Source organism: Serratia sp. szju (genome assembly GCF_044594185.1).
Classification (GTDB): Bacteria; Pseudomonadota; Gammaproteobacteria; order Enterobacterales; family Enterobacteriaceae; genus Serratia; species Serratia bockelmannii.
The window spans coordinates 881,760-895,745 of record NZ_CP172576.1 but is presented as its reverse complement, the minus strand read 5'-3'; the positions used below and the strand labels follow the sequence as shown (position 1 = coordinate 895,745).

Below are 13,986 nucleotides of genomic sequence, written 5' to 3'. Positions count from 1 at the left end.
ATTCAGCCTCACTCTGACAGGAAAATGCACATGGATATTCTCAGCGCGTTGGCGGCGTTTGCCTCTTACTTCTTCAGCGGCTTCGCCATGATTTTGGTGTTTCTGTTCGTCTATACCCGTATCACCCCGCACGATGAATGGGCGCTGATCAAGGCTGATAATCAATCCGCCGCCTTTGCTTTCATCGGCGCCTGCCTGGGGTATGTGATCCCGCTGGCCAGCGCGGCGATCAACTCGATCAGCCTGCTGGATTACCTGCTGTGGGGCGTGGTGGCGCTGGTGGTGCAACTCTTGCTGTTCGCGGCCGTGAAGATCTACATGCCGCGCATCAGCGAAAAGATCGAAGCGAATCACCTGGCCGCCGGGATTTTCCTGGGGGGCGTCTCCGTTAGCGGCGGCGTGTTGAATGCGGCTTGCATGAGCTATTAAAGGTATAAGATGGCGGAGGCGCGCCAGCCAAGCGGGTGCGCCTGTTCTTCCATCCGCAGGATGCGGTAATAGCTGGCGCCGTGTTGGTCGGCGGTGCGGGCAATGGCCAGTTCCGCTTCCTGCGGCGAACCGGGCAGATCGTTGAAAGTGATCTCGGCGATTTCACTGAGCGGCGTCACGCGATCGGCGGGCGCCAGCTCGGCGGACTGTGCGCCGGTGCTGAGCAATCCCATGGAAAGCAAGAGGGAGGTGAGTGCGGTGGAGCGTTTCATGGCGTTCCCCTTCGTCAGATCCTGAATCGACACCCGCAACATGCGGCATGCTGTCCCTCAGTGTGCAACACCCTTCTTCAGCCAGTGCAAAGCCAGTGTAAATCTGCTTAAAAAATCCCCGCCTTAACGATACAGGATCGCCTGGGAATACCATTGGCCCGGCACGACGGTTTCGCTGTTCATGATGATCACGTAATAACGGGCGCCGGCGGCGGTGGCCTTGCGTTGGATCTCCGCTTCCACGTCCATCGGACTGCCGCGCACCACGGCGGTGATGGTGCCCATTTTCGCCAGTGCGGCGGTCTGCGCGCGGACGATCTCCTGCGCCTGTGCGGTGGGGGGCGGCGGCGGTTTCGGCGTGGTGGTCATGATGCCGCAGGCGGAAAGCTGTGCGGCCAGCGTCAGGGCGATGAGTGTGCGGACTAGCGTCATGGTGACCTCGAAAGAGCCGGTGCGATGGCTTCAGTGTAACGCAATATAAGCTGTAACAGATTGAGCTAACGCTGCTTCGCGCAAGTTTGTCATGATTAAGGCCAACAGGTGGAGTGAGGATGAACGGATGATCGAAATTCATGACGAGCGAGTGGGCGATATCGCGGTGATTCATGCGGTGCCGGCGGGGCAGTATCATCGGCCGCTGCCGACGGTGTTCTTCTGCCATGGTTATACCTCGTCGAAAGAGGTGTACGCCTACTTCGCCTATGCGCTGGCGCGTGCCGGTTTTCGGGCGGTGTTGCCGGATGCCGATCGGCACGGCGAGCGATTCGATGGCGATGAGGCGCAGCGCCTGGCGTCATTCTGGGAGATCCTGCGCAGCAATATCGACGAACTGCCGCAGATCAAGGCGCATTTCGAGCGGCTTGGCCTGATCGTCGACGGCCGCATCGGCGTCGCCGGCGCCTCAATGGGCGGCATGACCGCGCTGGGCGCCTTCGCGCGCTTTCCGTGGATCCGCGCGGCCGCCAGCCTGATGGGCTCAGGCTATTACCGTGCGCTGGCGCAAACGCTGTATCCGCCGTTGGGCGAAGAGGGCGAGGCACTCTCGCCGGCGGCGTTTGCGGCGCGCACCGCCGTGTTGGCGGAGTATGAGCTGGAGGGGCGTTTGGAGACGATCGCCGGGCGGCCGCTGCTGCTGTGGCACGGCGAGACGGACGACGTGGTGCCGGCGGCGGACAGCCTGCGTTTGGCGGCTGAACTGCGGCAGCAAGGCGCAGATGGCCGCTTGACGTCGCTCGTCGAGCCGGGCGTGAAGCACCGCATCACGCCGCTGGCGCTGTCCGCTACCACCGATTTCTTCCTCCGCGAGCTGTAATACGCATCCGGGCGCGATGCGTGGAATTGCGCCGCTCTCTGCGGGCTGTTTCGGTCATTGTTTGACGCATGGAGGAGGAGAATGTCAGCGTGAATTCTTTCAGGGCAGCAAGGAGCGGAGAGCATGATAAAGGGTATCAGCAATACGGCCGAGACAGCGCGCGGGCTGGTGGGAACGATGAAAGTGCGCGCCGATCTTAACTCAGCGGCCTTCAGCGAGATGTTGGGGGCAGCCGACGGCAAGGTGCGGCAAAACAAGGCGGATCCGCTGTCGCGCATCACCGCGCAGACGGTGCAAAACCTGACGGCGCTGTTTGCCTTCGCGCCGAAAGCGGCGGCCACTCACACCGCGGCGGCCGGTACGCTCTCCTTCGAGCAGCGGGTGACGCTGACGCAAAGCGCCGAGCTGTTGCAAACGCGGACAAACTATCTGCGGATGGCGCTGCAATTGCACAATCCGGGCAAAGCGTTCAGCGCGCCGGCGTTGCTCAAGCTGTGACAGGTGAGAAAGTGGAGCGCCCGACAAGCGGCGCTCCGGCGAGGATTGAGCGGGCTTTCTGATGAAGCCCTGGGGATTTCCCTGGCGTGGCGCGTCTTTTTAGCGGTACAGCTCGGCGCTGACGTGCATCGTGCTGTTGTCGCCCGGTTCGTGCAGGGCGATGATGCGATAAGAGGTCGCGCCGCGTTGATCGGCGATTTTACTGACCTGGCTGCTGGCGTCATCCGGCGAAACCACGTTCTGGTTCAGGGTGACGAAGCCAACGCTCTGGCGTTGATCGGCCTGGTGCGAGCTAATCTCCGTCGCGGCCATCACGTTGGCGGAGAATAGGGCGGCCAGCGCCGTCGCGAAAATAATGCGTTTCATAGTGCCTCTCTTAACCCTTTGCCGTTACGGCCTGACAGCGAGTGTCGCTGCGGCAAAAAGTCATTTATCTGCATTGAATAACCTGAAATCTTTTTCGTCGCGCTGTCTGCGGCGGATATGGTTAATTTTAGTCCGTTACTGCGGATTAAAAAGTGGGGTGTTTTGATGATCTCTTTCAAAAAAAATGAAATAGATTTGTGACTCAGCGCTGATTTCATTGAAAGATTTTTGAAACTCATGGATCGGCGTACATAGGTTCACCCACGAGCAAATCGTGCTATTTCCCATAGCGCCTCGCATTAACGCGAATAAAACCCACGCAGTCCTTGAGTTTCCCGCCCTGCGTCAGTATGATTACGCGTCATTTTTCAGCCGCACACTAAACACGTTCCTTGCTTCCATGGGCCGCGGTTGACCCTGACAGGAGGCTGAATAATCCGTAAGGAGCAATTCGATGCGTCATTACGAAATCGTTTTTATGGTCCATCCTGACCAAAGCGAACAGGTTCCGGGCATGATCGAGCGTTACAGTGCTACCATCACTAACGCGCAAGGTCAGATTCACCGTCTGGAAGACTGGGGCCGCCGTCAGCTGGCTTATCCGATCAACAAACTGCACAAAGCTCACTACGTTCTGCTGAACGTTGAAGCGCCGCAGGAAGCGATCGATGAGCTGGAAACTAACTTCCGCTTCAACGACGCCGTTATCCGCAGCATGGTTATGCGCGTTAAGCACGCGGTAACTGAAGCATCTCCGATGGTTAAAGCGAAAGACGAACGTCGTGGCGATCGCCGCGAAGACTTCGCTAACGAAACCGCAGATGATGCAGATGCTGGGGATTCTGAAGAGTAATTGCCGTCGTGACGGCTAATCGTCTGGTCTTGTCGGGCACTGTGTGCAAGGCGCCGGTTCGAAAAGTGAGTCCTTCCGGGATACCGCACTGCCAATTTGTGCTAGAGCACCGTTCGCAGCAGATGGAAGCCGGATTCAGCAGACAAGCATGGTGCCGAATGCCCGTGGTTGTCAGCGGACAACAGTCACAAGCACTAACTCAAAGATTAACGGTCGGCAGTCAGATTACCGTGCAAGGCTTTGTAAGCTGCCATCAAGGGCGCAACGGGCTGAGCAAATTGGTTCTGCATGCCGAGCAGATTGAATTGATAGATTCTGGAGACTAGCCAAATGGCACGTTATTTCCGTCGTCGCAAGTTCTGCCGTTTCACCGCGGAAGGCGTTCAAGAGATTGACTATAAAGACATCGCTACGCTGAAAAACTACATCACCGAAAGTGGTAAAATTGTACCGAGCCGTATCACCGGTACTCGTGCAAAATATCAGCGCCAGCTGGCCCGTGCTATCAAGCGCGCGCGCTACCTGTCTTTGTTGCCGTACACTGATCGTCATCAGTAATCGGCCACTGTCCATTAACGACTTTGAGAGGATAAGGTAATGCAAGTTATTCTGCTTGATAAAGTAGCAAACCTGGGCAGCCTGGGTGATCAAGTTAACGTTAAAGCGGGCTACGCTCGTAACTTCCTGGTACCACAGGGCAAAGCTGTTCCTGCTACCAAGAAAAACGTTGAGTTCTTCGAAGCACGCCGTGCGGAACTGGAAGCCAAACTGGCTGACGTTCTGGCTGCTGCTGAAGCTCGCGCAACCAAGATCAACGAACTGGGTTCAGTGACCATCGCTTCCAAATCTGGCGACGAAGGTAAACTGTTCGGCTCTATCGGCACCCGCGACATCGCTGACGCAGTGACTGCGGCAGGCGTTGAAGTTGCCAAGAGCGAAGTTCGTCTGCCGAACGGCGTTCTGCGTACCACTGGTGAGCACGAAGTGCACTTCCAGGTACACAGTGACGTGTTCGCACAGCTGAATGTAGTTGTGGTTGCAGAAGCGTAATTTACGCTGCTGTTAACCCGGTTAAAACGCCAGCCTCGCGCTGGCGTTTTGCTTTTCTGCGCCCGGCAAAACGCGCTACGCTTGAAGACGGGATGAAAAGGAGAGCGAGCGATGGCAAAGATTATGCTGCAGCGGGTTTATGACTTCAGCGCGCCGGCGCCGGAACACTGTTATCTGATAGACCGGCTATGGCCGCGCGGTATCAGCAAGGAGCGGCTGACGGGCGTGCAGTGGCTGAAACAGGTGGCGCCGGATGACGAACTGCGCAAGTGGTTCCATCAGCATACCGACCAGTGGACAGTCTTCGAAGAGCGTTACCGCCAACAGCTGGCTACCAACGACGCCTGGCAGCCGCTGGTGGCGCTCTTACGGCAGGGGAAAACGCTGACGCTGCTGTATGGCAGCAAGGACACCGAGCACAATCAGGGCGTGGTGCTGCGCGAGTTTTTGCTGGCGCAGCTGTAGGGATTAGCGTTCCCGGCGGTAGCTGCCGTCGGCCTGGCGGCGGAACAGCGCCTGGCTGTTGTCCACGGTGGTGACTGACAGCGCGTTAATCACGCCGTTAGCGTCGCGTTCGATACGCACTTCCTGGCCGGCTTTCATGTTGCTCAGCGGCTTGTCGCCGCCCTCCACCTGCGCCATGGCAAACACTTCATTTACCGGCAGATTGTTATCGCGAAACAGCTGGGCCAGGGTCTGACCTGGCTGGATTTGGTAACGCTGCCAGTTGCCCGCCGGCGTCGGTTCGCTGGCTGAAGTGGTACCGCCGCCGTTTTGCAGATCGGCCTGCAGTGGCACGCTGGTTTCTTGGTGGGAGACCGGGAACGGCTGTCTTTCGGGCGAATAGGGCCACAGCAACGCCAACAGCAGAATGATGCCAAAGATCAGCACCCAGCGGCGGTGAAAGTAGGGCAGCGGCTCCATCCAATGGAAACGGTCCGGCAGATGCCAGACTTTGGCCAGCAGCGCTTTGAGCTGCTGCATTTTGTCGTTGGCCGGCGGTGGCTCCGATGGCGGTTCCGCGCCTTCAGACGTGGGTGCGGCGCCCGGTTTCAGGCGCTGGCTGACGTTCAGCCAGGTGCGCAGCAGCGGCTGGTAGATGCGGGTGGTTTTCCTTCTCCTGGGCGCGATTCTGCCCATGGTGACCTCTCTTCGACGGCGTAATAATGAGCGCGGCGCGGCAAGCGCGTTGCCTGCCCGATATCCTGCTTTCAGTATAGTCCGCTAACTGATTGAAGTGAAAGGCGGCTGAGCGGCAGGGCCGGCGTTTGCGGCTGCGGGCGTTAACAGAAGGTTATTGTTTCTTTTTCTACGACAAAAGTCATCATTCTCCACACAAGATTTTACCCGGCATTGACGCGCTGTTATGCTGCGCTTTCGACTTTTTACAGACTTAAGGAAAACCCCATGACAACCCCTTCTTTTGACAGCGTTGAAGCGCAAGCAAGTTACGGGATTGGTTTACAGGTCGGCCAGCAGCTGCAAGAGTCCGGGCTGGAAGGTTTGCAACCGGAAGCTTTGCTGGCGGGTCTGCGCGACGCGCTGGAAGGGAATGCCCCGGCGGTTCCGGTAGACGTGGTGCACCGTGCGCTGCGTGAAATCCACGAGCGTGCGGATGCGGTGCGCCGTGAGCGCCAGCAGGCGATGGCCGTTGAAGGCCAGAAATTCCTGGACGACAACGCCAAGCGCGACGACGTGACGCTGACCGAGTCTGGCCTGCAGTTCTCCGTACTGGAGCAGGGCAACGGCCCAATCCCGTCCCGTCAGGATCGCGTGCGTGTGCACTACACCGGTCGTCAGATCAACGGCGACGTGTTCGACAGCTCGGTCGAGCGTGGCCAGCCGGCAGAATTCCCGGTCAGCGGCGTGATCCCAGGCTGGATTGAAGCGCTGACCCTGATGCCGGTCGGTTCCAAATGGCAGCTGTATATCCCGCACAACCTGGCCTACGGCGAACGTGGCGCAGGCGCGTCCATCCCGCCGTTCAGCGCGCTGGTGTTCGACGTCGAGCTGCTGGAAATCCTGTAATCCTACCGAAGATTGCTCTGGGCGCCTTTATGGCGCCCTTGTTTTATGCGCCGCTCAGCGCGCGCGGGAACAGCAGATTGTTTTCCAGGCTGATGTGCTCCATCAGATCGCCGATGAACTCGTCGAGGCCGTTGTACAGCGCCCGCCAGGTGGTGCAGGCGCCCTCCGGTGGCGTCACGTTATCGGTGAGGAACTTCACCACCTCCAGTTGTTCACCCGCCTCGTCATGCTCATGTTCCATCACTGAGATCGGTCCGGCGGCCTGCGGCCCCATGCCTTGTTTGATCAGCGGGAACAGGATCTGTTCCTCTTTCATCATGTGATTCTCCAGATCCAGGCGGATCAGGTTCAGCTGCTTCGCCAGTCCGCGCGGGCAGGTGGGTTTGTCACCGTGCACACGTTCGACTTTTTCCGCCATCAGCACCAGTTCGGCCAGCTGCTCGCGGTGCCGCTGATGAAAGCGCGGCAGAATGTAATCAATTACTTCACCGAGCGGCGCCGTGCGCCAGTCCCGACTCTGCTCCGGTGTGGCGGCCAGGGCGGCCAGTTCGTTTTCCAGTGTGTCGATATCCAGCCCTTTGCGTTCGGCGGCGCGTGCCAGCGATTGCCGGCCTCCGCAGCAGAAATCCAGCTGATGCTGGCGAAACAGGCGGGATGCCCGGGGAATGGCGATAGCGAGCGCGCCAAGGGATTGATTGCGGTAATCCATGGTAGTGCCTCTTTAAACGAAGGGATTTTATAACATGCATTTTAAATGCAATTTAAAGGGCGCGCCAGCGGGAAAATAGAGGTGATGGCCGGGGGAGTGCCCCGGCCTGGTGATTATTTCGCGCTTAAATCGATGCGATAGACCGCGAAACCGATACGGTCATTGCCTTCGGTGGTCATCGGGTATTGGGCGTGCTCTTTGATAAACGCCGTCGCTTTGTCCGAAGGCGAGGTCTCGAAGCGAATATCCAGCGGCTGCTTGCTGCTGAAGTTAGCCAAACGCCAATTGTTGTCCGCCTGCGGGCGCACCGCGCCATGCCGCTGGGTTTCGGCGCTGATGTAGGTCGCCAGCACCGAGCGGTTTTCATCCGGCGAAGCGAAGGCGATATGTTTGTCGCCGGTGCCGGCAAACTTGCCGCCGTAGGCGCGATAGTTGTTGGTGGCAACCAGGAAGGTGGCGTTCGGATCGATAGGCTTGCCGTTAAAGGTCAGCTGTTTGATACGCTCCGCCTTCTCGTTGATCAGCTGGCATTCGCCGTCGTAACGCGCCGGCTGGCTGACGTCGATCTGGTAGTTGACGCCGTCGATCACGTCGAAGTTATAGGTGCGGAAGCCGTCCCAGTTGATCAAGCCCTGCGGCTTGGCGCTGTTGACGTCGATCTGGTTGAACTGGCCGGCGGAGCACTCCAGCCACTCTTTCACCTCTTTGCCGCTGGCCTTCACCACCACCAGCGTATTGGGGTAGAGATAGAGATCGGCGGCGTTGCGGAAGGTGAGCTGGCCTTTTTCCACTTCGACGAAGCTGGCGGGATCGTTCTTGCGGCCGCCGACCTTGAACGGCGCCGCCGCCGACAGCACCGGCAGATCGGCCAGGTCCGGATCGCCCTGGATGTAATGTTCGACGTAGGCCTTCTGCGCATTGTTGACGATCTGCACCGTCGGATCGTCCTGCACCAGCGCCAGGTAGCTGTACATGTTGCCGTCGGATTTACCGATCGGCTGGCTGACGAACTCGCGCGTGCCTTTGTGATCGTCCGCCAACACCTTCACCAGCGCGGCATCTTCCGCCGCCAGCGATGTCTTGTTCTCTTTGTCATAGATCGGCCGTGCTTCCGCTTTGGCGGCGGTCACTTTCCAACTGCCGTTATCGTTGTTGAGCTGCAGATCGACCACGCCGAGATGATCGCCCCATTGGCCCGGCATCACCGCCGGTACGCCGTTCAGCAGGCCTTTGTCGATATCCGCGCCTTTGATGTTGGCGAAGTCTTTGCTCGGGAACACCGCATGGGCGTGACCGAACATGATGGCGTCGATGCCCGGCACCTGGCTGAGGTAGTAGACTGAGTTCTCCGCCATTGCCTTGTAAGGCTCGCTGGACAGCCCGGAATGCGGGATCGCCACCACCAGATCGGCGCCCTGTTTACGCATTTGCGGCACGTAGCGCTTGGCGGTGGCGGTGATGTCGTCCACCGTCACCTTGCCCTGCAGGTTGGCTTTGTCCCACACCAGGATCTGCGGCGGCACGAAGCCGATATAGCCGATGCGCAGCGTATGCGCCTTGCCGTCACGGTCTTTCACCGGCGTATCGACGATGATGTACGGCGTGAACAGCGGTTTTTGCGTTTTGGCGTCGATGACGTTGGCGTTGATATACGGGAATTTGGCGCCGGCGATGGCGTTCTTCAGATAGTCCAGCCCGTAGTTGAACTCATGGTTGCCGATGTTGCCGACGACGTAGTCCAGCGTGTTCATCGCCTTATAGACCGGGTGCACGTCACCCGGTTTCAGCCCCTTGGCTGCCATGTAGTCGCCGAGCGGGCTGCCCTGAATGATGTCGCCGTTGTCCACCAACACCGCGTTGGCGGCCTGCTGGCGCGCCTGTTGGATCAGGCTGGCGGTGCGCACCAGGCCGAATTTGTCGGTCGGCGTGTCCTTGTAGTAATCGAAGTCCATCATGTTGCTGTGCAGATCGGTGGTTTCCAGCACGCGCAGATCGACGGTCGCCGCCTGCGCCGAGGCGCACACCAGCAGCGCAAGCGCGGACAGCGTCAGTGGATGCTTCATCATTTGGGGTTCTCTCCATTCCATTATTCGAGTGTTATCGCAGAGGGAAATGTAATTAACACTGCTTGCCACAGTAAACTGTGAAGTGTGGCAGAAAACGGGAGCAGGTAACGCGGGGAAGTTCACAGTTGTGCCCAACAAGATCTGAGGATTTCCCGTGGTTTAGCCGGTTGAGATGGATATTCGGCGTAAAAAAAACTAGTCTGCTAGCAGAGACAGAGGGAAATTTCCCACGGAGATGCAGAGTTGAGGTGCATGATGTTAGAGCGAATTTGCCAACTGTCCCGCGAGGCGGGGGCGGCGATCATGGCGGTGTACGACGGTGAACAACCGCTTGATGTCGCACAGAAAAAAGATGACTCACCGGTGACGGCGGCCGATCTGGCGGCGCATCACATCATCAAGCGCGGCCTGGCGGCCCTGACGCCGGAGGTGCCGCTGCTGTCGGAAGAGGATCCGCCGGCGTGGGAAGAGCGCCGCAGCTGGACGCGCTACTGGTTGGTCGATCCGTTGGACGGCACCAAAGAGTTTTTGCACCGCAACGGCGAGTTCACGGTCAATATCGCCCTGATTGAAGACGGGCAGGCGGTGATGGGCGTGGTGTATGCCCCGGCGATCGACGTGTTGTATCTGGCGGAGCGCGGCAAGGCCTGGAAAGAAGAGAAGGGCGTGCGGCAGGCGATCGGCGTCAGCAACGCGCATCCGCCGCTGGTGGTGGTGAGCCGCTCGCATATCGACGACGAGCTGAAAGATTACCTTCAGCAACTGGGCGAGCACCAGACCGTGTCCGTCGGTTCCTCGCTGAAGTTTTGCCTGGTGGCGGAAGGCAAGGCGCAGCTTTATCCGCGCTTTGGGCCGACCAACATTTGGGATACCGCCGCAGGGCATGCGGTGGCGGTGGCTGCCGGGGCGCAAATTCACGATTGGCAGGGCAAGCCGTTGCTCTATACCCCGCGTGAATCTTTCCTCAACCCCGGCTTCCGGGTGTCGCTGTTCTGAGTTAGTTCGCCAACAGCTGGTGCAGTTTGGATATCACCTGCTGCATCTCTTCCGGCGTCAGCGCGCCGTCTTTAGCAAACTGAATGCGCCCTTGCTTATCCAGCACCACGATGGCTGAGCCTTTCGGCTGCAAATCCCAGGCCTTGCGCACGTTACCGTCGCTGTCGACGATAAACTGCGACCACGGGAACTCCTTCTTGCTGTCTTCAATGCTGCTGCGCACGAACATCGCGGTGCCCATCAGGGCATCGTCGGTGTTGACGATTGTCGTCGTTTGGTAACGATCGTGTGGTAGCTTCGCTTTCTTGATCGCTTCAATCAGTGGGTCGTTCATGTCTTTGGCGGAGCTGCGGCCGGCAATATGTTGTATCACTCGCACTTTTCCACTGAGCTGCGCGCTGTTCCAGTTTTGGTAGCTAAAATTACCGTCAGCGTAGTTGAGCTCTCCTTTGTCGCTGACGCCAACCGGCGCTACGCGCTGCTGGAGCTGGAAGTTGTGCGCGGAAGCGAAAAGTGGGGCGAGCAGCAGGGATACCATCAGCATGCGACTTGTTTTCATGCTTTCTCCTTGTAATGGGGGGAATTTGTGCGACAGCACTTCGACAGCCTAAAGCATAGGATGTGATAAGAGGTCTGTCCTGTTAACCGGATCGCAGATTTTCCCTTGGTTCGCTAATCATCAGATTTTGAAGGGATATCCTGAAAACGTTATAAATTATCATATACAATTCTGTCAAAAAGTGTAAATCCAGCGTAGATAACCAGGCAGAAGTGAACGTTCTGGTCTTTACTGGGTCTACTACATGCAATCAAGTTGCGTTCTGAATTTCGAGGCTGCCACCTTTGGCGGCTCGCTGAGCGCATGGATCAACGGGAGGAGCGTAAAAGAATGAGAATCTTCCAGCGTTATAACCCTTTGAAAGTGGCAAAGTACGTTAAGACCCTGTTTCGTGGAAGGCTGTATATCAAGGACGTAGGCGCATTTGAATTCGACGAAGGGAAAATCCTGCCGCCGAAGATTCGCGACAAGCGCCATTTCAGCGTGATGTCTGAAGTGAACCGTCAGGTGCTGCTGTTGCAGACCGAGATGGGGTGAACACCTCGCTGACAGCGGTAAAAAAATGCGGCCCCGATGGGGCCGCTGATGTTTCTGTCCTTCGCGCCGTCAGGCCGCCGGGGTGTCGTCTGGCGCTTTCGGCAGCACCGCCGCCGGTTTGTCGCTCAGCCGGGTGACCAGCAGCTGGTCTATCTTGTAGCTGTCGATATCCACTACCTCGAACTTGTAGCCGGCGTATTTGACGAAGTCGGTGCGTTTCGGGATCTTGCGCAGCATATACATCATAAAGCCGCCGATGGTCTCGTAGTTGCCCGCCTGCGGGAATTCGTCGATGTCCAGCACGCGCATCACGTCGTCGATCGGCGTGCCGCCTTCAATCAACCATGAGCTTTCGTCGCGCGCCACGATCTGTTCTTCCTGGCCCTGGCCGACCAGATCGCCCATCAGCGTGGTCATCACGTCGTTAAGGGTGATGATGCCCACCACCAACGCATATTCATTGAGGATCACCGCGAAGTCTTCGCCGGCGGTTTTGAAGCTTTCCAGCGCTTCGGACAGCGTCAGCGTATCCGGCACGATCAGCGCCGAGCGGATCTGCACGCCGCTGCTCAGCACCAGGCTCTGGTTGCCCAGCACGCGGTTCAGCAGGTCTTTGGAATCGACGTAACCCACCACCTGATCGATATGGCCGTCGCACACCAGGAACTTGGAGTGCGGATGGGTCGAGACCTTCTCCTTGATGCTCTCTTCGCTTTCGCGCAGATCGAAGTACACCACGCTTTCGCGTGAGGTCATCGAAGACGGCACGGTGCGCGATTCCAGCTCGAACACGTTTTCAATCAGCTCGTGCTCCTGCTTGCGCAGCACGCCCGCCAGGGCGCCGGCTTCCACCACCGCGTAGATGTCATCGGAGGTGATATCGTCCTTACGCACCATCGGCAGCTTGAACATGCGGAAGATCAGGTTGGCCATGCCGTTGAAGAACCACACCAGCGGGCGGAAGATCATGATGGAGAAACGCATCGGGTTGATGATCCGGACGGCGACCGTCTCTGGTGCAATCATACCGATGCGCTTCGGGGTCAAATCGGCGAACAGGATAAACAGGCTGGTCACCAGCACGAAGGAGCAGATGAAGCTGACCTGTTCTGCCAGTTCAGGCGACAGGAAGCGATCGAACAACACCTTGAAGGTGGGAGAGAAAGCCGCGTCGCCGACGATACCGCCGAGGATGGCCACGGCGTTCAGGCCGATCTGCACCACGGTGAAGAAGATGCCTGGGGTTTCTTGCAGCTTGAGCACTCTGGCGGCGTTGACGTTACCTTCGTCGGCCATCAGCTTCAGTTTGATCTTGCGCGAGGCGGCCAGAGAGATTTCCGACAGTGAGAAGAACGCACTCACCGCGATCAGAAAAAGAATCAGTAAAATACTGTTTAACATAATCTATCCATACGTGCCGACGGGATGACGGCGCTCTTGAGGAAGGGTAGTACATAGTAAAAAAAGCAGCGATAACAACCAGAAGGGAAGCTATCGGGCCGCAGAAGCGGCCCGCATAGTATAGCAGTTGCCCCACAGGGGCCGCCAGCGGTTAAAAAAGTGCCGCCGGCTGGCATCGGATCAGCCCTGCGGCGGCAGGCAAACGCCGATGCCGCCCAGCCCGCAGTAGCCTTCCGGGTTTTTGAACAGGTACTGCTGATGATCGTCTTCCGCATAATAGAACGGCAGCGCCGGCGCGATCTCGGTGGTGATGACGCGCTTGTCGCCCGCCGCGTCCATCGCCTGCTGGAAGCGTTGCAGGCTGCTTTCCGCCTCGGCCTGCTGCTCTGGGCTCAGCGTATAAATCGCCGAGCGGTACTGAGTGCCGACGTCGCCGCCCTGGCGCATGCCCTGCGCCGGATCGTGATTTTCCCAGAATACCTGCAGCAGCTGTTTGTAGCTGACGACCTGCGGATCGAACACCACGCGCACCACTTCGGCGTGGCCGGTCTGGCCGCTGCACACTTCGCGGTAGGTCGGGTTCGGCGTATAGCCGCCGCTGTAGCCGGCGGCGGTGCTGTAGACGCCCGGCTGCTGCCAGAACAGACGCTCAACGCCCCAGAAACAGCCCATGGCGAAGATCGCCACTTCCATGCCTGCCGGCACCTGGGTCATCGAGTGTTCGGTGACCACGTTGAGCGTTGCGACAGGCATTGGCGTGGTGCGGCCAGGCAGCGCGCTTGCCTTATCGACGGTTTGTGATTTATCAAAAAATGGCACCACGGTTGACTCCTGTTGTCACAGTAAGAATTGACCCTACATGGCGGCGGTTCGGTTGTATCTCACCGCGTCTTTGCCCACAATAAGTGGC

20 protein-coding genes are annotated in these 13,986 nt (G+C 58.4%); 11 read left to right on the top strand and 9 right to left on the bottom strand.

Going from position 1 to position 13,986, the window contains the following annotated elements; translation table 11 throughout:
• The first annotated feature begins 30 nt into the window (after window positions 1-30).
• Window positions 31-429 (top strand): DUF350 domain-containing protein, encoded by a 399-nt coding sequence (locus RE418_RS04350; RefSeq protein ID WP_016929354.1) that lies wholly within the window; start codon window positions 31-33, stop codon window positions 427-429.
• Here the strand turns inward: RE418_RS04350 and RE418_RS04345 are convergent.
• Complete coding sequence (locus tag RE418_RS04345; protein WP_025305027.1) at window positions 426-701, bottom strand: DUF1471 domain-containing protein; 276 nt, start codon at window positions 699-701, stop codon at window positions 426-428. The genes RE418_RS04350 and RE418_RS04345 overlap by 4 nt on opposite strands.
• A gap of 123 nt (window positions 702-824) precedes the next feature.
• Entirely contained in the window at window positions 825-1,133 is a 309-nt protein-coding gene (gene bsmA, locus RE418_RS04340) for a biofilm peroxide resistance protein BsmA (RefSeq protein WP_025305028.1), read from the bottom strand.
• Between the two features lie 127 nt (window positions 1,134-1,260).
• Between bsmA and yjfP the strand changes: the two genes are divergently transcribed.
• Window positions 1,261-2,013, top strand: coding sequence for an esterase (yjfP, locus tag RE418_RS04335; RefSeq protein ID WP_025305029.1), 753 nt, complete (start codon window positions 1,261-1,263; stop codon window positions 2,011-2,013).
• Window positions 2,014-2,136: 123 nt separating this feature from the next.
• Window positions 2,137-2,511, top strand: coding sequence for a hypothetical protein (locus RE418_RS04330; protein WP_025305030.1), 375 nt, complete (start codon window positions 2,137-2,139; stop codon window positions 2,509-2,511).
• Between the two features lie 99 nt (window positions 2,512-2,610).
• Here RE418_RS04330 and RE418_RS04325 read toward each other — a convergent pair whose 3' ends face one another.
• A complete protein-coding gene (locus RE418_RS04325; RefSeq protein ID WP_089181566.1) occupies window positions 2,611-2,877 on the bottom strand; it encodes a DUF1471 domain-containing protein in 267 nt (88 codons plus the stop codon).
• A gap of 454 nt (window positions 2,878-3,331) precedes the next feature.
• On the opposite strand from RE418_RS04325, the gene rpsF reads away from it, so the two are divergent.
• The 5 genes from rpsF to RE418_RS04300 all read left to right on the top strand — a co-directional run bounded on the left by rpsF (window position 3,332) and on the right by RE418_RS04300 (window position 5,245).
• A complete protein-coding gene (rpsF, locus tag RE418_RS04320; protein ID WP_004933634.1) occupies window positions 3,332-3,730 on the top strand; it encodes a 30S ribosomal protein S6 in 399 nt (132 codons plus the stop codon).
• A gap of 8 nt (window positions 3,731-3,738) precedes the next feature.
• Window positions 3,739-4,056, top strand: coding sequence for a primosomal replication protein N (gene priB, locus RE418_RS04315; RefSeq protein WP_049233092.1), 318 nt, complete (start codon window positions 3,739-3,741; stop codon window positions 4,054-4,056).
• A gap of 4 nt (window positions 4,057-4,060) precedes the next feature.
• Window positions 4,061-4,288: a 30S ribosomal protein S18 gene (gene rpsR, locus RE418_RS04310; protein ID WP_000135199.1), complete on the top strand. Its 228-nt coding sequence runs from the start codon at window positions 4,061-4,063 to the stop codon at window positions 4,286-4,288.
• A 39-nt stretch (window positions 4,289-4,327) separates the two neighbouring features.
• Window positions 4,328-4,780 carry a 50S ribosomal protein L9 gene (gene rplI / locus RE418_RS04305; protein WP_004933629.1) on the top strand — a complete coding sequence of 151 codons (453 nt, stop codon included), beginning with the start codon at window positions 4,328-4,330 and terminating at the stop codon, window positions 4,778-4,780.
• 111 nt (window positions 4,781-4,891) lie between these two features.
• Complete coding sequence (locus tag RE418_RS04300; RefSeq protein WP_025305032.1) at window positions 4,892-5,245, top strand: DUF488 domain-containing protein; 354 nt, start codon at window positions 4,892-4,894, stop codon at window positions 5,243-5,245.
• A 3-nt stretch (window positions 5,246-5,248) separates the two neighbouring features.
• Here RE418_RS04300 and RE418_RS04295 read toward each other — a convergent pair whose 3' ends face one another.
• Entirely contained in the window at window positions 5,249-5,920 is a 672-nt protein-coding gene (locus tag RE418_RS04295; protein ID WP_089181567.1) for an OapA family protein, read from the bottom strand.
• A gap of 267 nt (window positions 5,921-6,187) precedes the next feature.
• On the opposite strand from RE418_RS04295, the gene RE418_RS04290 reads away from it, so the two are divergent.
• Window positions 6,188-6,808: a peptidylprolyl isomerase gene (locus RE418_RS04290; protein WP_399675854.1), complete on the top strand. Its 621-nt coding sequence runs from the start codon at window positions 6,188-6,190 to the stop codon at window positions 6,806-6,808.
• A gap of 43 nt (window positions 6,809-6,851) precedes the next feature.
• On the opposite strand, the gene ytfE is transcribed toward RE418_RS04290, so the two are convergent.
• Together ytfE and RE418_RS04280 are read right to left on the bottom strand one after the other, a co-directional pair.
• A complete protein-coding gene (gene ytfE, locus RE418_RS04285; protein ID WP_025305034.1) occupies window positions 6,852-7,517 on the bottom strand; it encodes an iron-sulfur cluster repair protein YtfE in 666 nt (221 codons plus the stop codon).
• Between the two features lie 113 nt (window positions 7,518-7,630).
• Window positions 7,631-9,583 carry a bifunctional 2',3'-cyclic-nucleotide 2'-phosphodiesterase/3'-nucleotidase gene (locus RE418_RS04280; protein ID WP_164063739.1) on the bottom strand — a complete coding sequence of 651 codons (1,953 nt, stop codon included), beginning with the start codon at window positions 9,581-9,583 and terminating at the stop codon, window positions 7,631-7,633.
• 255 nt (window positions 9,584-9,838) lie between these two features.
• Between RE418_RS04280 and cysQ the strand changes: the two genes are divergently transcribed.
• Window positions 9,839-10,579: a 3'(2'),5'-bisphosphate nucleotidase CysQ gene (cysQ, locus tag RE418_RS04275; protein ID WP_004933611.1), complete on the top strand. Its 741-nt coding sequence runs from the start codon at window positions 9,839-9,841 to the stop codon at window positions 10,577-10,579.
• Window position 10,580: 1 nt separating this feature from the next.
• Here the strand turns inward: cysQ and RE418_RS04270 are convergent, their stop codons facing one another.
• Window positions 10,581-11,138 (bottom strand): YtfJ family protein, encoded by a 558-nt coding sequence (locus RE418_RS04270; RefSeq protein WP_089181569.1) that lies wholly within the window; start codon window positions 11,136-11,138, stop codon window positions 10,581-10,583.
• A 330-nt stretch (window positions 11,139-11,468) separates the two neighbouring features.
• Between RE418_RS04270 and RE418_RS04265 the strand changes: the two genes are divergently transcribed.
• Entirely contained in the window at window positions 11,469-11,675 is a 207-nt protein-coding gene (locus RE418_RS04265) for a DUF1107 domain-containing protein (protein ID WP_004933604.1), read from the top strand.
• A gap of 69 nt (window positions 11,676-11,744) precedes the next feature.
• Here the strand turns inward: RE418_RS04265 and RE418_RS04260 are convergent, their stop codons facing one another.
• Window positions 11,745-13,076 (bottom strand): hemolysin family protein, encoded by a 1,332-nt coding sequence (locus RE418_RS04260; RefSeq protein WP_004933603.1) that lies wholly within the window; start codon window positions 13,074-13,076, stop codon window positions 11,745-11,747.
• A gap of 180 nt (window positions 13,077-13,256) precedes the next feature.
• Window positions 13,257-13,898 carry a peptide-methionine (S)-S-oxide reductase MsrA gene (gene msrA, locus RE418_RS04255; protein WP_043139288.1) on the bottom strand — a complete coding sequence of 214 codons (642 nt, stop codon included), beginning with the start codon at window positions 13,896-13,898 and terminating at the stop codon, window positions 13,257-13,259.
• Between the last annotated feature and the right edge of the window lie 88 nt (window positions 13,899-13,986).

Bases quoted from the DNA above. Each gene is read 5' to 3' on its own strand.
- RE418_RS04350 (WP_016929354.1), top strand. From the start codon at position 31: ATGGATATTCTCAGCGCGTTGGCGGCGTTTGCCTCTTACTTCTTCAGC.
- RE418_RS04345 (WP_025305027.1), bottom strand. From the start codon at position 701: ATGAAACGCTCCACCGCACTCACCTCCCTCTTGCTTTCCATGGGATTG.
- bsmA (WP_025305028.1), bottom strand. From the start codon at position 1,133: ATGACGCTAGTCCGCACACTCATCGCCCTGACGCTGGCCGCACAGCTT.
- yjfP (WP_025305029.1), top strand. From the start codon at position 1,261: ATGATCGAAATTCATGACGAGCGAGTGGGCGATATCGCGGTGATTCAT.
- RE418_RS04330 (WP_025305030.1), top strand. From the start codon at position 2,137: ATGATAAAGGGTATCAGCAATACGGCCGAGACAGCGCGCGGGCTGGTG.
- RE418_RS04325 (WP_089181566.1), bottom strand. From the start codon at position 2,877: ATGAAACGCATTATTTTCGCGACGGCGCTGGCCGCCCTATTCTCCGCC.
- rpsF (WP_004933634.1), top strand. From the start codon at position 3,332: ATGCGTCATTACGAAATCGTTTTTATGGTCCATCCTGACCAAAGCGAA.
- rpsR (WP_000135199.1), top strand. From the start codon at position 4,061: ATGGCACGTTATTTCCGTCGTCGCAAGTTCTGCCGTTTCACCGCGGAA.
- rplI (WP_004933629.1), top strand. From the start codon at position 4,328: ATGCAAGTTATTCTGCTTGATAAAGTAGCAAACCTGGGCAGCCTGGGT.
- RE418_RS04300 (WP_025305032.1), top strand. From the start codon at position 4,892: ATGGCAAAGATTATGCTGCAGCGGGTTTATGACTTCAGCGCGCCGGCG.
- RE418_RS04295 (WP_089181567.1), bottom strand. From the start codon at position 5,920: ATGGGCAGAATCGCGCCCAGGAGAAGGAAAACCACCCGCATCTACCAG.
- RE418_RS04290 (WP_399675854.1), top strand. From the start codon at position 6,188: ATGACAACCCCTTCTTTTGACAGCGTTGAAGCGCAAGCAAGTTACGGG.
- ytfE (WP_025305034.1), bottom strand. From the start codon at position 7,517: ATGGATTACCGCAATCAATCCCTTGGCGCGCTCGCTATCGCCATTCCC.
- RE418_RS04280 (WP_164063739.1), bottom strand. From the start codon at position 9,583: ATGATGAAGCATCCACTGACGCTGTCCGCGCTTGCGCTGCTGGTGTGC.
- cysQ (WP_004933611.1), top strand. From the start codon at position 9,839: ATGTTAGAGCGAATTTGCCAACTGTCCCGCGAGGCGGGGGCGGCGATC.
- RE418_RS04270 (WP_089181569.1), bottom strand. From the start codon at position 11,138: ATGAAAACAAGTCGCATGCTGATGGTATCCCTGCTGCTCGCCCCACTT.
- RE418_RS04265 (WP_004933604.1), top strand. From the start codon at position 11,469: ATGAGAATCTTCCAGCGTTATAACCCTTTGAAAGTGGCAAAGTACGTT.
- RE418_RS04260 (WP_004933603.1), bottom strand. From the start codon at position 13,076: ATGTTAAACAGTATTTTACTGATTCTTTTTCTGATCGCGGTGAGTGCG.